The organism is Mobiluncus sp., from assembly GCF_034180645.1.
Lineage (GTDB): Bacteria > Actinomycetota > Actinomycetes > Actinomycetales > Actinomycetaceae > Mobiluncus.
The window spans coordinates 1-19,451 of record NZ_JAXFNY010000007.1 but is presented as its reverse complement, the minus strand read 5'-3'; the positions used below and the strand labels follow the sequence as shown (position 1 = coordinate 19,451).

General features: G+C 59.4%; 15 protein-coding genes. 12 read left to right on the top strand and 3 right to left on the bottom strand.

Annotated features, from left to right (window positions below; translation table 11 throughout):
• Positions 1 to 42: 42 nt before the first annotated feature.
• The 3 genes from SPI05_RS02445 (at position 43) to SPI05_RS02435 (ending at position 2,808) form a co-directional block, all read left to right on the top strand.
• On the top strand, positions 43 to 1,245 hold the full coding sequence (locus SPI05_RS02445) for a glycosyltransferase (RefSeq protein WP_321075818.1): 1,203 nt from the start codon (positions 43 to 45) through the stop codon (positions 1,243 to 1,245).
• A gap of 74 nt (positions 1,246 to 1,319) precedes the next feature.
• Positions 1,320 to 2,396 (top strand): non-hydrolyzing UDP-N-acetylglucosamine 2-epimerase, encoded by a 1,077-nt coding sequence (gene wecB, locus SPI05_RS02440; RefSeq protein WP_321075816.1) that lies wholly within the window; start codon positions 1,320 to 1,322, stop codon positions 2,394 to 2,396.
• Between the two features lie 118 nt (positions 2,397 to 2,514).
• A complete protein-coding gene (locus SPI05_RS02435) occupies positions 2,515 to 2,808 on the top strand; it encodes a hypothetical protein (protein ID WP_321075815.1) in 294 nt (97 codons plus the stop codon).
• 468 nt (positions 2,809 to 3,276) lie between these two features.
• Here the strand turns inward: SPI05_RS02435 and SPI05_RS02430 are convergent, their stop codons facing one another.
• Complete coding sequence (locus SPI05_RS02430; RefSeq protein ID WP_321075813.1) at positions 3,277 to 4,650, bottom strand: lipopolysaccharide biosynthesis protein; 1,374 nt, start codon at positions 4,648 to 4,650, stop codon at positions 3,277 to 3,279.
• A gap of 102 nt (positions 4,651 to 4,752) precedes the next feature.
• On the opposite strand from SPI05_RS02430, the gene SPI05_RS02425 reads away from it, so the two are divergent.
• Positions 4,753 to 6,117: a nucleotide sugar dehydrogenase gene (locus SPI05_RS02425; protein WP_321075811.1), complete on the top strand. Its 1,365-nt coding sequence runs from the start codon at positions 4,753 to 4,755 to the stop codon at positions 6,115 to 6,117.
• Between the two features lie 8 nt (positions 6,118 to 6,125).
• Here the strand turns inward: SPI05_RS02425 and SPI05_RS02420 are convergent, their stop codons facing one another.
• Positions 6,126 to 7,169 carry a hypothetical protein gene (locus SPI05_RS02420; RefSeq protein WP_321075810.1) on the bottom strand — a complete coding sequence of 348 codons (1,044 nt, stop codon included), beginning with the start codon at positions 7,167 to 7,169 and terminating at the stop codon, positions 6,126 to 6,128.
• 66 nt (positions 7,170 to 7,235) lie between these two features.
• Between SPI05_RS02420 and SPI05_RS02415 the strand changes: the two genes are divergently transcribed.
• From SPI05_RS02415 to SPI05_RS02390, 6 genes are all read left to right on the top strand, one after another.
• Positions 7,236 to 8,426 carry a hypothetical protein gene (locus tag SPI05_RS02415; protein WP_321075808.1) on the top strand — a complete coding sequence of 397 codons (1,191 nt, stop codon included), beginning with the start codon at positions 7,236 to 7,238 and terminating at the stop codon, positions 8,424 to 8,426.
• A complete protein-coding gene (locus SPI05_RS02410; protein WP_321075806.1) occupies positions 8,419 to 10,572 on the top strand; it encodes a DUF6541 family protein in 2,154 nt (717 codons plus the stop codon). Before SPI05_RS02415 ends, SPI05_RS02410 begins: the two co-directional genes overlap by 8 nt.
• Positions 10,573 to 10,680: 108 nt before the next feature.
• On the top strand, positions 10,681 to 11,859 hold the full coding sequence (locus SPI05_RS02405; protein ID WP_321075805.1) for a glycosyltransferase: 1,179 nt from the start codon (positions 10,681 to 10,683) through the stop codon (positions 11,857 to 11,859).
• An 85-nt stretch (positions 11,860 to 11,944) separates the two neighbouring features.
• Positions 11,945 to 12,562 carry a dTDP-4-dehydrorhamnose 3,5-epimerase gene (locus tag SPI05_RS02400; RefSeq protein ID WP_321075803.1) on the top strand — a complete coding sequence of 206 codons (618 nt, stop codon included), beginning with the start codon at positions 11,945 to 11,947 and terminating at the stop codon, positions 12,560 to 12,562.
• Between the two features lie 24 nt (positions 12,563 to 12,586).
• Entirely contained in the window at positions 12,587 to 13,606 is a 1,020-nt protein-coding gene (locus SPI05_RS02395; protein WP_321075801.1) for a glycosyltransferase family 2 protein, read from the top strand.
• Positions 13,603 to 15,630, top strand: coding sequence for a DUF6541 family protein (locus tag SPI05_RS02390; protein WP_321075799.1), 2,028 nt, complete (start codon positions 13,603 to 13,605; stop codon positions 15,628 to 15,630). The genes SPI05_RS02395 and SPI05_RS02390 overlap by 4 nt, the downstream gene beginning before the upstream one ends.
• Here SPI05_RS02390 and SPI05_RS02385 read toward each other — a convergent pair.
• A complete protein-coding gene (locus SPI05_RS02385; protein WP_321075798.1) occupies positions 15,613 to 16,665 on the bottom strand; it encodes a glycosyltransferase family A protein in 1,053 nt (350 codons plus the stop codon). The two genes, SPI05_RS02390 and SPI05_RS02385, sit on opposite strands and share 18 nt — an antisense overlap.
• Before the next feature lie 88 nt (positions 16,666 to 16,753).
• Here SPI05_RS02385 and SPI05_RS02380 point away from each other — a divergent pair, with 88 nt between their 5' ends.
• Positions 16,754 to 17,611, top strand: a complete 858-nt coding sequence (locus tag SPI05_RS02380; RefSeq protein ID WP_321075796.1) for an NAD-dependent epimerase/dehydratase family protein — start codon at positions 16,754 to 16,756, stop codon at positions 17,609 to 17,611.
• A gap of 86 nt (positions 17,612 to 17,697) precedes the next feature.
• On the top strand, positions 17,698 to 19,451 hold a 1,754-nt coding region (locus SPI05_RS02375; RefSeq protein WP_321075794.1), incomplete at its 3' end, for a rhamnan synthesis F family protein.

The window sequence follows — 19,451 nt, the reverse complement described above, 5'->3', positions numbered from 1 at the left end:
AATCCGTCCTCGTGACCGGAAAAACTTGGAAAGAATGGAACTATGCGCGCACGTCCTGATGTCACCGTGGTTTCCCGGATTTTCGCCCCGGAGCCGGCCGCGGCTTCGTTCCGGCTCGAAGCCCTGGTGAAAGCCCTGCTGGAACACCGGGCTGCTGTCAATGTCCTGACCACGATTCCCGCTCCCGGCACTGAGCGCGACGCGCGGGCGCAAGTCGAGACGCAAACCGGCGCGGGGAACCTTTTGCACATCCAACGAGTTCAGGCCAAACGTGACGAAACCGGTTACATTCGCGGCTACCTGCCCTATATGAGCTTTGACATTCCCGCGTTTTTCCGGCTCCTGTTCGCCCCGAGCCCCAGGGTCTATGTCAGCGAGCCGCCGCCGACTACGGGGGCGATGCTGCGCGTTTTGGCAGCTTGGAAACGCCGTCCTTACGTGTATTACGCCGCCGATATTTGGTCAGATGCGGCCCAGACGAGCGCACCTGCCTGGGTGGTGCGGGCGTTGCGGGCGGTGGAACGTTTCGCGCTGCGTGGAGCCGCCACGGTCATTGCCGTGTCTGACAAGGTGGCATCCCGTTGTCAGGAGCTGGGAGCCCGGCGGGTGGCGGTGGTAGAAAACGGGATAGATACCGAGGTGTTCACCGCGCTCGGTCCCACCCCGCAGCCGGTGGCGGGGTTGAGCGTCGATGAGGTCGCACAGACGGATTGGTTGGTTTATGCCGGGACGGCTTCGGAATGGCAGGGGGCGGAAATTTTTGCCGAGGCGTTTGCCGAAGTTGCCCCGAAGTTTCCCCGCGCTCGCCTACTGTTCTTGGGGCAGGGCAGTTCTTTCGCGGCGATGCGCGATATTGCCCAGCGCTTGGAGCCGGGGCGAATCCTGTTTGACCAGGTGTCTCCGGTTGAGGCCGCGGCCTGGCAGCGTCAGGCGCGGGCTTGCCTGGTCAGTATCAAACCTGGGCTGGGCTACGATTTCGCCTACCCGACCAAGGTATTGGCGGGGCTGGCTTGCGGAACTCCGGTCATTTACGTGGGTGCGGGCCCAGCCGGCGCGGATATCACCAAAAACCGGTTAGGTTTGGCTCTGCCTTACGACCGCGAAGTCCTGAAAATGGCTCTGACCAGCGTTTTAGAGGGGCGATTGCGCACCGGTGAGACGCGAAAGTGGGTGGAAGAGCACCGTTCGTTGCGTTTGACCGGCCAGAACGCGGCTCGGGTGGTATTGGCGCGGATACGTCACTAGTTTTGTGCGGTGTTTCCCGGGTTCGCTTGCTTCGCGCCTAGGTACAGATGCCCCAGGCTTGGTAAGTTAGAGTCGTGTTAATCATGTCGATTGTGGGGGCGCGCCCCCAGTTTGTGAAACTGGCGCCGATTGCGAAGGCATGTGCCGAGGCGTCGGTGGAACATGTCATTGTCCATACTGGTCAGCACTACGACCCGATGTTGTCCGAAGTGTTCTTTCAAGACCTGGAGATTCCGCGTCCCGACGTACATCTCAACGTGGGTAGCGCCAGTCACGGGGTGCAAACCGGGCGGATGCTGGCTGAGCTGGAACCGGTCATTGGTGAGGCGCAGCCGGACTGGGTGCTGGTTTATGGGGACACAAACTCGACGCTGGCCGGGGCGCTCGCGGCGGTGAAGGTTCACCAGCGGGTCGCGCACCTGGAGGCCGGGCTGCGTTCCTTTAACCGGGATATGCCCGAAGAAATCAACCGTGTGCTCACCGACCACGCCGCGGATTTGCTGCTGGCACCCACCCAGGTCGCGATGCGCCACCTGGCAGATGAAGGCCTAGAGGACCGCTCGGTCCTGGTCGGAGACGTGATGACTGACGTACTGTTCACGATTCGCGACCGGGTTCAATCCGGGCAGATTGCGAACCCTATCCCCGCCGAACTCGGATTGGCACCCTCCCAATACGCCCTAGCCACCATTCACCGAGCCGAAAACACCGACGAACCGAGCCGTCTCGAGGCCGTGGTGGCGGCTCTCGCGGACCTGCCGTTCCCCGTCGTGCTGCTAGCCCATCCGCGCTTGCGCGCCAAAGCGGAGGCGGCGGGCGTGAACCTGGCGCGCGGAGCCGTTCACCTGCACGAACCGCTGGCATATCCGCAGCTGGTGGCGGCGGCGCAGCAGGCTCGCCACATCGTCACGGATTCCGGGGGGCTGCAAAAGGAAGCATTTTTGCTACGGGTCCCTGCCACCACGGTGCGTCCCCAAACCGAGTGGGTGGAAACCGTGGAGCTGGGCTGGAACCAGCTGGCTGAACCATCCACGCTGGTCCAGGCGGCGACCCGGCCTCTGCCTGAGCCGACCGCCGCCACCCCCTACGGAACTGGTACCGCAGCGCATGAAGCCGTAAAAATCCTGGTCGAACACGCAGCCCAGGGCTGAATCTAGTCTGTAAAAAGAGCCTAGACAGCCCACTGCCCAAATGCTAACTTTAAGGCGCCGTGACGATGAAGTCGCGGAGTTCATCTGCGGTGTTACTGACCGAAGCTAAGGGGGAGTCATGGAATACAGGGCGCGAAAGTATTTGGTGGCGGGTATTGTTGTCGTCGTCCTTGCGGTGGTGATGCGATTTGTTCAACCCCAGTTCACGCCCGGCTTTGTGGCAGAAGAGCGTCCTATTGACGGCGTATACCTGTTCATGGAGTTCCTCAGCTCGATTAGCTCTTGGTTTTTAATGCCTTTAGGAACCGCACTGATAGTGGCCTCGTTTGTAATAAACGAGGTCGCGCGGATGCTGGGCAAGCCCGATGAATGCGACCAGCATGACGGTCATGGCGGCGCTCAAAATACATAAGGTACGCCGAACTGTAGATTTTTATCCCCTCGGTAGTTAGTATCAAGTCTCATGAAAAACATTTCCAGATTAATCGTTGCATCAATCCTTGTCGTAATGTCAGGAGTGCTACTTTCGTGGTTAGCCTGGTATCAACAGGTCATTTATTCTCCTCACTTCGCGAGAGCTGAATCAACAGTGATTGACTGGATAATGTTAGTTGGAGGCTCGGTTCTTTGGGTAATAATGGTACTCGCTAGTGTGCTTTGTTGCTTAAAGACGCGATTTAGTAGACTTCAAAAACTACTGTATCTAACAGTGGTTATCGTTGTTGTACTAGCAGGTTTTATTTGGTCCAGGAATTCTTTTTTGGTTGAGCCGCTCCAACTGTTGCTTGGGTATGCCATGATGTTGATTCCAGCAATTTATTTTGCTCTAGTGCAAATAGATAACTATGAGAATTAAACAGGTGTGGATTAGTAAGAACAACTAGGCTGCTACCATGTCGAAGCGGGCAGCGACGTGCAGGGCGAGCCCGATGAATACGACCAGCATGACGGTCATGGCGGCGCTCAAAACCCCGCAGGTGGTGAGGATTCCCCAGCCGAGCCAGCCTGCCAGCCCCAGCAACCCGAGGGGAACCGCAGCAAACACGAGGGAAAACCCTAGGGAAACCTGCTGCGTTTCGGTGACCACAAAAATGTTGGAAACCGGGGATGTCACCAAGTTCATGTAGAGCCACGGACATAAAATCGTCACAATCAGCCCCGCCATCTCCCAGCGTGCCCCGAAAATCAGCGGAATCAGCCACGGGGACAGCGCCGCCAAAGCCGCAAACGGCACCAGACCCGCCAAAGCGCCGCGTTTCGTGACGCTGGCGGCCATCGCCCGTAATTGACCGCGTGGAGTATTGGTCAGCTCACGGAAATACACTTGCGACACCGCGCCGTTAATCAGGGCGACCGGAGCCTGCACGATGAGCCACGCGAAAGAAAACTGCCCCAGCATGGCGGTGGAAAAAATCGCCGCAATCATCAGATTTATGCCGTTTACCCGCACCGCGTCCGCAATAGCGGACGGCCCGTTCAACAGGGGCATCTTCCGGTATCGGCGCAAGGTTCGCCGTCTCGCCCCCTGGGTCTTGTCCACCTCCACCCGGCTGCTTCGCGCCCGATAACCTAAGGTGATGGTCGCCGCCAGGACACCCAAAATCCGCCCGCCAATGAGCCCGACGGCCCCACCCAAACCAACCAGCCAAGCCCCAATCTGTAACCCGACCTGCGCCACGGCGCTAAACAGACGATTGGCTGAAATTTGGCGATATTCCCCCAGCCGATTCAACCAAAACGTCCAAATGGAACTCAAGGAAGTAACCGTGACATACAGGGCGGCAAAAATCAACAGCGGGGCGACCTGTGGCCAGACATGGCTCAGCGCAAAGGTCGCCACCACGCACCCGGACAGGAAAATGACAGAAAAAATCACGTTAATCGTCACCGACAGGCGCACGACCTGTTTCGCTTCCCGGTCAGTATCTGGCAGCATGATGGCCGGATCGTAGCGTCCCGCCGCGAGCACCGCGCCGATTGAACCGATAGAAACAATGATGGAAAGCACGCCGAAATCGCTGTCGGTATAAATCCTGGCCAAAACCAGGTAACCCAGCAAGGTAATCAGCTGAGCCCCGCCGGTGCCGCCCAGCATAGTCAGCACATCGGTGAGGACTCGGTGGCGGCCGAGCCAAGACCGCAGTCCGGGGGTGTCTGCGGTCGAGGGCGGTGCGGTCGGAGCCTCGTGTTCCCCAGGGTTCCCCGGCTTTTCCGGGTTTGACCCGGCTGGGGATGCGGGAAGCTCAGCACTCATGGTGTCAGTCTAGCGTAGAATCAACCGTGGACAGATGGTGCGAAGTCCGCGCTGCGATGCCGCACAGATATCACGTAAGTGCCGCGAAAGAAAGGAAACGCCGTGAAAATCGCTGTTGTGGGAATGGGAAAGATAGGCCTGCCGCTGGCGACCCAATACGCTGCAAAGGGTCATCAGGTTGTGGGGGTAGACATCAATCCGCACACGGTTGAGGCCATCAACAGCGGGGTGGAGCCGTTTCCCGGGGAAGCCCACCTGGGCGAATACCTGGCGAAGCTGGTTCCGGCTGGACAGCTGCACGCCACCACGGACTATGCCGATGCGATTCCCGGAGCTGACGCGGTAGTCATCGTAGTGCCGCTGTTCGTCAACGACCAGACCTGGGAGCCAGACCTGACAATTATGGATGCCGCCACGACCTCGGTCGGAGAAAACCTCACCGCCGGCACGTTGGTCAGTTACGAAACGACCCTTCCGGTGGGCACGACTCGTCACCGTTTCCAGCCGATGCTTGAAAAACTCTCGGGTCTGCGCGAGAGCCAGGACTTTTGGATGGTGTTTTCCCCAGAGCGGGTTCTCACCGGACGGGTGTACGCTGACCTGCGCCGTTACCCGAAACTCGTGGGGGGGCTGAGCGTGGAAGGCACCCGGCGCGGTATTGAGTTCTATCGCGCGGTGTTGGATTTTGACCAGCGCCCCGACCTGCCCCAACCGAACGGCGTGTGGGATATGGGCAGCGCCGAAGCAGCCGAAATGGCGAAACTGGCCGAAACCACCTACCGGGATGTCAACATCGGGCTGGCCAACCAGTTCGCGCGTTTCGCCGATAGCGCCGGGATTGACGTGATGAAGGTCATCAACGCCTGTAACTCTCAGCCGTATTCCCACATTCACCGTCCCGGTATCGCCGTGGGCGGGCACTGCATTCCGGTCTATCCCCGGCTCTACCTCTCGACCGACCCTGACGCAACGGTGGTGCGTTCTGCCCGGGTGGCCAACTCGGAAATGCCGGGTTACGTGGTGGAACGTCTCTCACAAGCCCTGGAAGAGCGGGGTACGGCGCTTTCGGGAGCTACCGTGGTGGTGCTGGGCGCGGCCTATCGCGGCGGTGTGAAAGAAACCGCGTTTTCCGGCGTGTTTGCTACTGTCGCGGAGCTTTCGCAGCGTGGGGCACACGTGGTGGTACACGACCCGATGTTCAGTGACGAGGAGTTGCGCGGGTTTGGCTGGGAGCCCTACCACCTGGGCGAGCCGGTCGAGGCCGCCATTCTCCAGGCTGACCACGCTGAATATCGGGAACTGTCCGCGATGGACTTGCCTGGAGCAAAAGCGGTTTTTGACGGCCGTGGTATCCTCACGCCCTCGCGTTTCCCCGCCGCACGCTACCTGCGAGTCGGTGGCGGCGCCAGTGCAGACAGCGACGCGACCGCGGCTTTTGCCAACGCGAAACTGGCGACCGACGCCTAAAGCTCGCGTTACCAGCCTGCGGCGCGATACCCTTCCAGAACCCCGGTGAGAGCAGCAGTGGGTGAGTGGAAGCGCTGCACCCAGTCACGGGTCAGTGGGCGCTGCGAGACCGGAGTCTGCAGCGCCGCTAGCGTGAGTTTCGCTATGTTCTCGCTGTCCATGGGATTCAAGGCGGTTCCGCCCCAGACAGGAACGTCAACCAGTGACGGGTGCGAGGCGTCATACCAAGACGGATTCAACGGGGCGATGAGCGGCACGTCCTCCGCCAGCGCTTCTAGTTCAGAGGCGCTGAGAATCCCGGCGGTTTGCCCGACACAGGCCGCCGCGTCCCGGATAACCTGGCGGTATTGCGCTCCCGGTAGTTTTGGAATCAGGCAGACTCCCGCCTGGCGGGCTGCACCTATCAGCTGCGAGTCTCCCCATTGCAAACCGACCAGCGTAACTGACTGGGGTAGCCGTGCACGCAGACACTTAGCGGCCTCTACCTGGGTGTTTCCCCCCTTCACGGCTTCCCACCGGGAAACAAAGAAAACATAGGAACCAGTGGAGCGTGCTTCACCACGATAAGGATTAATTGCGGCCGGGCAATCCAGGTCCACCGGCACCGGGATCAGCCGCGCTTCCGGCCGCCAATCTGTGAGATGTTCACGCAGGTCAGGAGTAGAATAAAACACTTGGCGGGCGTGGGCTACCGCGTCATGAATCCGGTTGGTATAGGCAGGTTCGTAGCGACGTGTGCGAATATCCGTGCCGTGCAGATGCAACACGTAATCCCCCAAAGCCCAACCCACGTGGGGCAGTGCCATCGCCGAATGCAGATGTACACGGGGACGAGCCAACTTCGCACCCCAGAAACGTGCCTCCCACCAGGCTCCGCGCCAGGCTCGACCCAACGTTTGCGCAACCGGGTTCGCTGCCTGTGGGCTTTGCGCCAGTGGTAGCACCCGCCAGTCTCGCCCAGTCTCATTCGCGGCGCGAGCCAGCAGGGTGGCGGTATGCGCCGGGTCACCCAGGTGTAAGACCCGCAGATAATCCTCACTGGATTTGCTCACGTTGACTCCTCTTGTTGAAACGATAATACCAGCGCTGTTTTTTCCTACGGGCGGTATGATGTGACCATGCCCAATGACCCTAGAATCCTGGTGATTTCTTTCTCAAACATTGAAAGTGACGCGCGAGTACTGCGCGAGATTAGCGTGGTTGCCAAACACGGTCACGTCACCAGCTTGGGCTACGGGCCAAAGCCCGACTATGTTAGCGAACATATCCAAGTGCCCGACTGGGCAAAATCTTTGCCGCAAACCCCTCTGGGGGTTTTGCGCCTGGCTCTGCACCTGCATAACCAGGCAGAACTGGCGGCACCGGGAAACCGGTACGCGCTACGGGCTTTATCAGACCGGACTTTTGACGCCATCGTCGCCAACGACGCAAGAGCCCTGCCTTTAGCCTTCGCAATCGCCCGACGTAACCAGGCTCCAGTGTGGGCTGACCTGCATGAATGGGCTCCCGGGGAACGCACCCATATTGCCTCGTGGCGAATCTTGGTCAAACCCCTGATGGAACACATTTGTCGGAAATATTTGCCCCAAACTGCCGCCGCGACCACGGTCGGAACCGAAATCGCCAAACTTTATGAGAGCCAGTACGGGGTGCGACCCCGCCTGTTGATGAACGCGGCTCCCTACGCGGATTTGCAACCCACGCCCGTACCTGACGGAGTCATCCGCCTGGTGCATTCCGGCGGGGCGGTATTCGGGCGCAATATTGAAGCCATGATTGAGGCCACCATTCAAGCCGGTTCGCGTTTCACCCTGGATTTGTACCTGATTCCCGCTGGGGACGGGGGCGCTTACCTGGCAAAACTGCGCGAAGTCGCGGGGGGCAACCCGCGGATTCGCTTCCATGACCCGGTGAAGCCCTTTGAACTGCCGGCCACCCTCAACGCTTATGATGTAGGCGTTTTCTGGATTCCCCCCACGCACACGAACGCCCGCTTGACCTTGCCGAATAAACTTTTCGACTTTGTCCAAGCCCGGCTGGCCGTTGCCATCGGGCCAACAGTCGAAATGGTCAACGTGGTCGATGAATACGGGCTCGGGGTGGTTTCTGAGGATTTCAGTGTGCCCAGCATCGTGGCTGCCCTGCAAAGTCTGACCCCCCAAGCAATCACCAGCTACAAGCAAGCCGCCGCCGCTGCCGCCGACCCGCTGTCTTTTCAATCCCAGTCGAAAGTCATTGACGAAATCCTCGATGCTTTCCTGAAAACCCCACCAAACGCTGGCTCGAAAGGAGCCACCCACGGTGACTGACGTTTTGGTACTGGCCGGCGCGACGCTGGTAGCCCTGGTCTACCTGCTGGCGCCGGGGCTGACGGTGCTGTGGGGTTTGGGGGTTCACGGGGCTTTGCGCGTTGTGGCCGCTCCGGCGGTGAGCTTGGGAGTGTGGGCCGGGGCGACTTGGATTGCCATCGGGCTGCACCTGCCGTGGCGGGCGTGGCTGGCGTTGCCGCTGCTGGTGCTCATCTGTCTGCCTTTCGTGGTGGGTCGGCTGTGGACCCTGCGTTCAGTGTCACGAGCGGTTTGGCCCCGGGTTCCCTCAACTGTCGTTTCTGGCGGTCTGTGGGCAGTTTTCGTCGGCTGCGCGGTGCTATCGGCGTTGCCCTACCTGGTAGCGACCCGTATGGCGACACGGGTGCCCCAAACCTGGGACGTGGTGTTTCACCTGTCCGGGATTCGCTATACGCGTGAGTTTGCCTCCGCCAGCCCCTGGGTCACGTTGGCTCCCATGAACGAAGGGGTCGGGGCCTATTACCCCAATATCTTCCATAACCTGGTGGCGCTGCTGCCCGGCTCCCCGCTACAGTCTTACGCGGGCGCGATGACCGCCGTGCTGGTGCTGTGGCCGGCTCTGTTGGGGCTGTTTGCCCTATTGGCGCTGACGTCCTGGAAAGGCGCGGGAGACGCGAGCCGCACCATTGCGGCTTTGACCGCCTTGGGTGCGGCCACCAGCTCGACCTTCACCGCCAACTACATGGCGAACCTGGCCACCCCGCCCTACACCTTCTCCCTCATAGCGACCCCGGGCATGGTGATTTTCGCCGTCGCCATCTATCGCTTGCGTCCCACCCCGGTGAAATATCCACGCCACGAGACTGCCGGGACGTCCCTAGAAATACCCGATGACACCCCTTCTGCCGGTCAAGCGGCACGACGGCTCGGGCAAAAAGTCCGCGGCAACCTCCGCCGCAGCCTGCTGTCCTCCCAGCTCGCTCCGTGGATGAGCCTGGGTTGGCTGGTGGGACTGGCCGGTCTGGGCTGCACCCACCCGGCGTCGGTGTTCAATCTGGTGCTGCTGATGTCCGGGCCGGTGCTGGTGCTGGGGTGGCGCTGGTGGCGAGGCTGGCAGGTGTCCCGAGGGATAAAGCTGTTCGTGCCACTGGTCATTGCGGCGGTGCTGGGGGGCGGGTTTTGGCAGGTGATGGTGCCTCGCCTGGTTTCCATGTCGAAGTTTGCCAACCCGCATAACCACACTTGGGACATGACCTGGCGGCTGCTGGTGGATTACCCGAAAGGCCCGTTCTTTGCGGGTTTCGGGCTGGGTGGCTCGATTTATACGGTGGCAGCGGTGGTGGCAAGCGTGTGGTTGGTGCGTCAGCGCCGACTGTTGTGGCTGGTAGGCGGGCTAGTCGTGAGCACGGCGTTTTTCCTGCTGGCGGCCGGGCCGGTGTGGCCGGGATACTACCTCACGGCGCCGTGGTATCTGCAGTCCGGTCGGATTGCCCCGCTGGTATTGATGTGTGCCTATCCCCTGGGGTCACTAGCCCTGTCGCGCGGTTTGGAACGGCTCGCCGCCATGCCTCGTTGGGTGTCGCGCCCGCAGGCCTATCGCTGGTTTTCGTGGTCACTTGCCGCGGTGGTGCTGGTCGGCGGATGCGGAGGGACCGTGGGGGGACGCCTCACGGTTATCAACGGTTCCTATGATCCGGCGGTCATCGTTCGCGGCACGATGGTCACGGCCTCAGAACAGGCGTTCATCGAACGGGTGGCTCCGACTTTGCCGCGCGATGCCGTCATTTGGGGCGCTCCGCAGATTGGCACCCCGTTTTGGTGGATTTTGGGTGGAGTCCACGTGGTGCGTCCCGCCATGAGCTACCCTACCGGGCGAGCCCTGGAAGTCACGAAAGACCTCTATGACGGCCAAATTTCCCCCGAAACTTGTGACTATCTAAAGGAAAAAGGGGTGACCCACTATTACTCGGACAACGACACTTCTGCGGCCGGCTCGCGATACGGCACCTACATCTGGATGTGGAAAGAACCGAATGTAAAGTTTCGCCCGCCCCAGCACATGCTTCGGAAGATTGCGGAAAACGTGGTGGATACGGGGGACTACGAGTTCATCGGCCAGCGCCTGTATCGCGTTAACTACGACACCTGCCCCGGACACGTGCGCTAGTGGGCTCTCCCCGTCCGCTAGCTCCGTGGGTCCGCCCCACCCGCTCTTGTCAGGCCAATACCGTCGAGTAACCCCGAACCGGCAACCCGGCCGAAGTAATGAGACATAATGGACAGTATGAAGGTTGCCATTGTTACTACTGAATATCCCACGATTGAATCTCCCAACACCGGCGTGTTTGTGCGCATGAATGCCCAGGCTATCGGGATGAATCACCAGGTGACGGTGGTGCATTTGCGTTCTGAAGCGGCTGGCAGTGAGGAAAGTCACTACGTGGACGCCAACGTGGAAGTGCGGGGCTTTCCCAATGCAATGCGCGCCCCGGAGGACTTCGAACGTGCCGCTCAGATTGTGTACGCCCTAGCTCCAGGTTTCGACATTATTCACACCATGAATCAGCGTTCCTTGATTCCGTTTGGGTTGCCCGAGCGGGAGGAAGAACAGCTGGCATGTGCCTGGGTGCATACCGAACCGTGGCAGCTGACCAGCCCGATGGACTGGCCTCAGGAAATCCTGCCGGTGGAGGAAATCCTGCTGCGTCCGGACGGTTTGATTGCCCCGGCGGTAAAAATGCTCGAGGATATTGCCTCCCGGCGATTTTCGTCCTACACCGCCGCGGTGCCCTACATTGTGCCGTCCCCGCTGTATCCTTCGCTGCCGCCACTCGAGGGGGTAGAAAGCCCTGTTCCCGCTGATAACGAGTTTGTCCCACGCCCGCGCGTGGCGGGTCAGTTGCGCCTGGTTTCGGTTGGTGCGGTCAACGCGAAACATCAGCCGGAAGTGGCGATTCGCACGGTGAAAACCTTACGCGCCGCCGGGGTGGACGCGACCCTGACCTGGGTCGGTGAAGGGGTTGCGAAGATTCGGAGTCAGGAAAAGATTAAGGATCTGAAACTGGAGGAGTACGTGCGTTTTGTCTCCGCCAACGAGGTCGGAGTGATGGAAGCCCTCAACGCCGCGGATCTGTTCATTGGCCCCACCAAGGAGGAAAACTTTTACGTGCCCGCCCTCCAGGCCCTCCTGACGGGTCGGCCCCTGGTCTTGGGTGAAGGCGCCCGCGATTTGCAGTGGATTAGCGCGGATACCGAACCGGTCGTGCGCATCGTGACGGAAAAGAACTCGAAGTTTTGGGCTGAGGCTTGCCAAGAGCTGCAGGCTGCTACCGCCACGATGGAGCCCCGCGAAGTCGCTGAAACTGTCGGGGACCGCTACTCGCCGACCGCCATCGCCGCGGAATACGACGAGGTCTACGCCGAAACCATGGCGGCCAGTGGATTTGCCCGCTAACCGGCCTGAGCTGCTGAGCGGGCGCGGAAAAACCCACTAAACTATTGTTGGCTGAAACAGCCACCGACTAGGGAGGGAATACACGATGGAATACCGCGAACTAAAAATTGCCGGAGCTTGGGAGATTACCCCCAAACAGTTCCCCGATGAGCGCGGCGCGTTCATGGAAATGTACAAGATGGACGAGTTTGCCGGGGTCGTGGGTCATCCGCTAAACCTGGTGCAGGCGAACTGCTCCATTTCAAAAGCCGGGGTGGTGCGCGGGATTCATTTCGCGCAGGTGCCGCCTAGCCAGGCCAAGTACGTGATGTGTCCGCGTGGTGCCGTGTTGGATTTCGCGGTCGATATTCGCGTGGGTTCCCCCACCTTTGGTCAGTGGGATTCGGTGCTGCTGGAGGGCGAACATCGCCGGGCCATCTACCTTTCGGAGGGCTTGGGGCACTGTTTCGTAGCGCTGGAGGACAACTCCACCGTGGTTTACCTGTGCTCCGCGGGCTACAATCCGGGGCGCGAACACGGGGTTTCCCCGGTCGACCCTGAGGTGGCGCTGAAGTGGCCGGATTGTGACTTGGCGGGCCGGCCGCTGCAAGTCATTCTTTCGGAAAAGGACACGGCCGCGCCGAGTCTAGCCGAGGCTCGTGAACAGGGCTTACTGCCGGACTACCAGGCGACTTTGGATTACGTGGCGTCTTTGGGCGCGTAATTCCTTTTCGTTTCAGGAGGTTATGTGGGTCAGACTGGCTCAAGAGTGTGGGCAATCGGGGTGGCTTATGCTCCCGATACGACCCGGCTCGATGCAGTCATTGCCTCGCTGCAATCCCAGGTCCAACGGGTGTTGATAGTCGACAACACCCCGGAACCCCCTGCGGAACTGCATGAATACTGGCAGTCTTGGACTAAACGCGGGGTAGTGGTGTTGGAACTCGGGCGCAACCTCGGCATCGCGGCTGCCCAAAACCTCGGCGCCCGCCATGCTATCCGTCACGGCGCAACCGCATTGCTGTTCTTTGACCACGACTCGGTGTTCGCCAGCGACTACGTGGCACAAATCGAAGAGGCTTACGGGCGTTTGGTCGGCGACATCGGGGCGCTGGGCGGCCTGGCTTTTGACCAACGCGAAACCGATGCGAGTAAACGAGACATACTGGCCTACCGCTTTACCCGCTTCGGCCCGCGCCGCTATCCGGATACGACCTTGCGGGCGGCATCCGCGAATCTCTCCTACGGGGGCATACTGCCCGCGGCTTTCCTCATTGCCTCCGGACTGTACGTTCCGGTGGAAACCTGGCGAGCCGTGGGGCCGATGAACGCGGACATGTTCATTGACCACGTAGATTTGGAATGGTCCGCCCGAGCCAACGCGGCCGGCCGCGGCACCGTCCTGGTGACCGGCGCGACTATTGACCATCAACTTGGCGACGATGTCGTGAAGATTCCGGGTCGCGCCCAAGTCGTACATGTTCACTCGCCGTTCCGAGTGTTCTACCTGGTGCGCAACACGTGCTGGCTGATTCGTGGCATCGCCCCGATACCGGTGACTTGGCGGCTGGGTTACGCGGTGTGGCTGGCGAAATTCGTGGCCTTCAACCTGGTGTTTGCCCCGCGACTGACCCGTGACCGGGCCCAGCGCGCCGCAACAATCCTGCGGGCGCTGCGTGCTGGCGTGGGTTCAATGCCCGCCCCGATGACAGCCGCGCCCCCCGCGTCAGGCGAGTCGCCTGCGCCAGAATCGGGATCGGCGCGATGACGGCATTCCTGCTGTGTATAGCCGTGCTGGCGGTTATCCTGATTCTTCCCGGTTTTCTCCTGGCCTTGGCTGCGCGTTTCCGCCTCCTGCCAGCCCTCGCTCTGGGAGCCCCGATTACCGCCGGTATTCTGGCCGTAATCGGTCAGGTCCTGGCCTGGCTGCATATTCCGTGGAACCTGCAGGTAGTCGGGCCTTTCCTGGTGTTCCTGGTGGCCGCAATCTGCTCTAAACGGGTGTATTCCCTGAGACACCAGCCACGGGGAGGACACGCCATGATTGCGCAGATTCCGGCGCGCCCGGTGTCCTCCGATGCCTCTGTGTCGCGGATCTGGTTCGTGATTTCGCTGGTCCTGGCTCTGGTGACGGCCGGCATTATTCAACTGCTACCGTTCGTGCAAACCTTGCCGATACTGGCGTCTCCCTCGCAATCTTTCGATGCGATGTTCCATTATTCCTCGGTGCGGGTTGTGGCTGAGGACGGCGGCGCCGCCTGGAAAGGGGCCTTGGACTCGCTGTATCCCGGCCGTCAGGGCGTGTACTACCCGGCTCAGTGGGCGACGCTGCTGAGCCTCTTTGTCCCCTACGCCACCCCCACGCTCCTATCCAACGCCCTGCTGATGGCCCTCACTCTCACCGCGTGGCCGCTCGGAGTCGCCCTGCTGGCCCAATACGCCTTTGGCCAGCGCCACCCCAGCGTCCCCCTGGCGGTCCTGCTGAGCCCCTGGCCCCTGGTTTTTCCTTACTACCTAGGGGTTTTGCAATCCCTCTACCCTTACATTTTGGCGGTCATGTGGTGGCCCCCGGCTCTGTGGGTCGTCCTGAGATCGGTGGATACTTTGGCGAGTTGGCATGCGGGCGAGGCCCCAGACGTCACCCTCTCACGGCTATGGGAGCGATTTTTTCCCAAGACCTTGTTGGGTGCTTTGGTGATTTTCGCCGCCGTTCATGCCCACCCCTCCATTTTCGGTTTCCTCTGTCTGGCCGTGTTCGCCTGCCTGTTGAACGCGGTCGTGAAACGCCAACTCAAGCCGTGGTGGTGGTTGGGGGTTGTCTTAGCAGCCCTGGCTGGGGGACTGGTGGTGCCCCTCGGCCTGGCTCGGCTGGGAATCGGGGCGCGGGCCACCCAAGCCGGGGACAATCTGGAGACCTTGCGGGCGCTCGCGGCCATGCTCGGCCTGAGCCAAATCTATCAAGACCCCTGGTGGCTGCCACTTCCCTTGGGCCTGCTCAGCTTGCTAGGCCTGGTTTGGTACACCGCAAAATGCCGCGACCTGCGGCTGGTGACGATTGTTGCCGGGATATTGGTCCTGGTGGCGGCCACAAAAGTGTCGCTGGGGCCGCTCAGCATCCTCACCGGCCTGTGGTACGGGGCTTATGACCGTATCGGATCCGGGATTGCCGTGTTCCTGCCCGTATTCGCGGCGGGCGCGGTAGGAGAACTCGCGGTCGTTCTGTCCCGCGCGGTGCCGTCACGAGTTCTCGTGGCGCGTGTCGGGGTCGCCTCCCTCACCATGGTCCTGCTCACTGGGCTGGCGGCCGCTCCGATAGCTCCACGGTTCTATCCTGACCGGGTACTGCTGGCCACCATCGCCTTCGTGCCCGGTTCCCAATTCCACGCCCCGTGGGTGTCGAGCGAAGAATTCTCTGCCATGTCTAACCTCCAGCTGCCGCAAGACTCCCTGGTCATCGGCGATCCCTCCGCCGGAGAAGGCCTCCTGTACGCCGTCACGGGCATACCGACCTATTACCTGCAGCTGTCCGGGTCGGCCTTTGACGCAAACCGCAAGTACCTGGCCGACCACTTCCGCGAAATCGGCACGAACCCCAAGGTCTGCGCCATTATTCGGCAGGAACAAATCACCCACTATTACGCTGATGCCACGGGAGTGTCCGCAGGTGACTTTACCTACCCGGGCCTGCACAACGTGGACGTGGCCAGAGGCTTCACTCCGGTCGCGCAGCTGGGCGAAGCCACGGTGTATAAAATCGAGGCCTGCGGAGCAGACTCAGCCGCGATGAAATAGACGGTGCAACCGCGCCTTGAAACCCATCGAGTTCATCCGTTCGTGCAGCAGCAAAACGGATTCGCCGACCTCTCCGAGCTGAACGCTCAGGCGTTGCGTTTTTTCATCAAAATAGCGCACGATTTCTTCGTTGCGCTCCCGCTGTTGGAGCTGTAGCTCCGTAAGCTGCTGGGTTAAACTTTCGTTTTCTTCTCGCAGAGCTTTGGCGTAATGTGCCAGCAAAAGCGGCTGGGCCAAAGTTTTCAAATCGGGTTGCGTACTCGGGGACACGGTGCAGGTCAACGCTTCGCGCAGAGCCTGGTCCCGGATAATGGCGTGAAAATCATTGTGATCCTGTGCGGCCACCACAACCGAATTGCCATCATCGCCTACAGCGTTAGCCCGGTGATGCCAGTTCGCCAAGGGTGAGTCGATGAATCCCACCGGTCCCAACAAAAGCATGCGCAGGAAAAAATCCCAGTCGGACAAAACCGGCAAATCTTCGCGCCAACCCGTGAGTTTCGGCAACGTTTCAGTGCGGAACAGCAGAGAAACCGGGGGCACCCAATTGACCTGCAGAATGTCCTCCAAAGCAACGGTATGTTTATCTGGAGCCAGCGGGCCGCGGCGAAGCTCAACCACTGCGCTACCCTCCGGGTTGATTTCCTCATAAACCAAGGTGGTGCGCGTAGCGACCCCAACGTAATTCGGCTTGCTATCCAGCCAAGAAACACAGTCCGTGAGGAAATCCGGTTCCCAACTATCGTCGTCGTCCAACACTGCCACATAGGTCACGCCCATTTCGCCAGCCCGGGAAAGGCCGGGATTAACCGCCGCCTCGCGGCCGCGAGACACTTCGTTGTTAATGACTTCGACCCGAGATTGCGCAGCTGCGGGCAGCTGCGCTACGGCAGCCCTGACAGCATCCGGACTGCCCGCATCGTTCACGATGAGGTGCACATAATCCGAAAACGTTTGTTCCGCGACGGTTTTTAAGACACGAGCCAGGAACAAGGGGCGGTTGTGGGTACGGGTTACGACAGCGACTTTGCTCAAGATTCCTCCTGGAATATCCAACACATTTAGTCTAACGAAACTGGGAGCTATTTGGGTAAGCCGGGTATGGCGCTGGTAGCATTGGGGCGTGGGAAAGAAGATTCTGGTTACTGGTGCTGGCGGTTACATTGGTCGGCACGTTGTCGTGAAGTTGTTAGAGCGCGGTCATGAGGTTTCCGTAATAGACCGCGTCACCTCCGGGATTGACCCGCGGGCCACCGTGGTGCAGGCGGATATTTTTTCAGGGTCGCCGACTATCTATGATGAGATTGGCCGTCCCGAGATTGTCTTGCACATGGCTTGGCGCGATGGGTTCAAACACAATTCCGCCAGCCATATCGATGACCTCGCGGCGCATATGCATTTCACCGAGAACCTCTTTAAAGGCGGCTTAAAGCACTTTGCCACCATGGGGACCATGCACGAAGTGGGTTATTGGGAGGGCGCTATCGATGAAACCGCTAATTGCAACCCCGAGTCGCTTTACGGCATTGCGAAAAATGCGTTGCGCCAGTTCACTTTCCTGACGGCTAAACAGCATGATGTTCAGGTGCAGTGGCTCCGTGCCTACTACATCACCGGTGACGATTTACGCGGTGACTCGATTTTTTCCAAACTGTTGAAAGCCGGCCAGGCCGGGCAAAAGCGCTTTCCCTTTACTATGGGCAAGAACCTTTACGACTTCATCACCGTAGACGAACTGGCACGTCAGATTGCCGTTGCCGCCACTCAGGACGCTGTGGACGGCATCATCAACGTTTGCACTGGCAAACCGCAGTCCCTCGCTGAACGTGTGGAGTCCTACATTAAGGAAAACAATCTCGACATCACCCTCGACTATGGCGCTTACCCCGACCGTCCTTATGATTCTCCGGGCGAGTGGGGAAATCCTGACAAGATTACCGAAATCCTTGCGGCCGCGGGCGAAGCCCCCATCGTTTCCTAGTGAATCAGCCAGCACTTCGTGAAAGCAACCGGGTGACCTGGGGATTGGGCTCGCCTCAGCAACAGGCAAATTATGGAAGGTGAAACATGACTGTCATGCCGGAAAACCCCAAGCGGTTCGGGATTTTCTTTTTCTATGATCGGGACGGGGTGGTCGACGACTACGTTGACACGATGGTCCTGGACATGCGGAAAAACCTTGACGAACTGTGCATTGTGGTTAACGGAGCGCTGAATCAGGCGGGTCGGGAGAAATTCGAGTCCTGGTCGGATCGGCTGATTGTACGTGAGAACGAAGGGCTCGACGCTTGGGCCTATAAGACCGCCCTGGAAACAACCGGGTGGGACCATTTGGCGCAGTTCGATGAAGTCATCATGTTCAATGCCACGATTATGGGTCCGGTCTATCCTTTCTCGGAAATGTTTACCGAGATGAATCAGCGAGATATAGATTTCTGGGGCATCACCTGGTTTCATGAATACCCCATGGATCCTTTCGGCACGACCCCGGAAGGCTACATCCCCCGTCATCTCCAGTCGCATTTCCACGCCTATCGTCGTTCCCTGATTACCGCCCAGGTGTTCCAGGACTATTGGCGCGATTTGCCAACTATCAAGGATTATGACGATTCGGTCGGGAAACACGAGATTCCCTTTACGAAACGTTTTGAACAACTCGGTTTCAAATCCGATGTGTACGTCAATACTGAGGATTTGCAGGGCTATAACTTTGCCCCCATCATGTTTGCTCCGGTAAAACTCATTCAGGAAAAACGCTGTCCGATTTTTAAGCGCCGTTCGTTCTTTCACGATTACCGTGACGTCTTGATGCAATCAGCCGGTCAGGACACTCGTGACCTCTATGAATATCTGCGCGATCACACCGACTACGATGTGAACCTGATTTGGAACAATGCGCTAAGGACCATGAACCTCATGAACTTGGTGAACAATCTGAAGCTCACCTACGTGTTCCCCACTCGCGCTGTGAACCCGCCCAGTGTGGAAAACGCCCCCGATTTGAAAATCGCCATGGTTTTGCACGTTTATTACGTGGATATACTGCCCAAACTCTTGGCCTATGTGTCCACTATGCCCGCCGGCACTGACATCATCATCACGGTCGGCAGCGAGGAAAAGGCTCAGATAGTTCGGGAAGCAACCCAGGACCTTCCCTACAACGTGATTATTCGCCTCATCGAGAATCGCGGCCGCGACGTGTCCGCGCTGCTGGTGGGGGTCAAAGACATCATCAATGATTACGATTTGGTGTGCTTTGCTCACGATAAGAAAGTCACTCAGCTGAGCCAGGGCTCGATTGGTGACGGTTTTGCGTTGAAGTGCTTTGAGAACATGTTTGCCACCAGGGAATATGTGGCCAATCTGATTGATAAGTTCCGTCAAGAGCCACGCTTGGGGATGATGTTCCCGCCGCCTCCGAACCATGCGGACTATTTTGCGCCCTATATCTACACGAGTTGGGGCTTGAACTATAACAACACTGTGGAACTTCTCAACGATTTGGGATGCCAGGTCCCCCTGTCAAAGGACGTTGAGCCCATCGCCCCGTTGGGCACCATGTTCTGGTTCCGTCCCGCCGCGTTGGCGCCGCTATATGATCGAGACTGGCAGTGGGAGGATTTCCCGCCCGAACCCAACAACACTGACGGCACCATCTTGCACGCGATAGAACGGGCTTATGCCTACGTGGCGCAGTCTGCCGGCTACTTTTCCGCGCACTGTTTCTCCGATGAGTTCTCGCGTATCGAACTGACGAATCTGGCCTATTACGTCAAGAACATGAACTATGCCGAAAGATTGCCTTTCACTGTTTTCGGAAA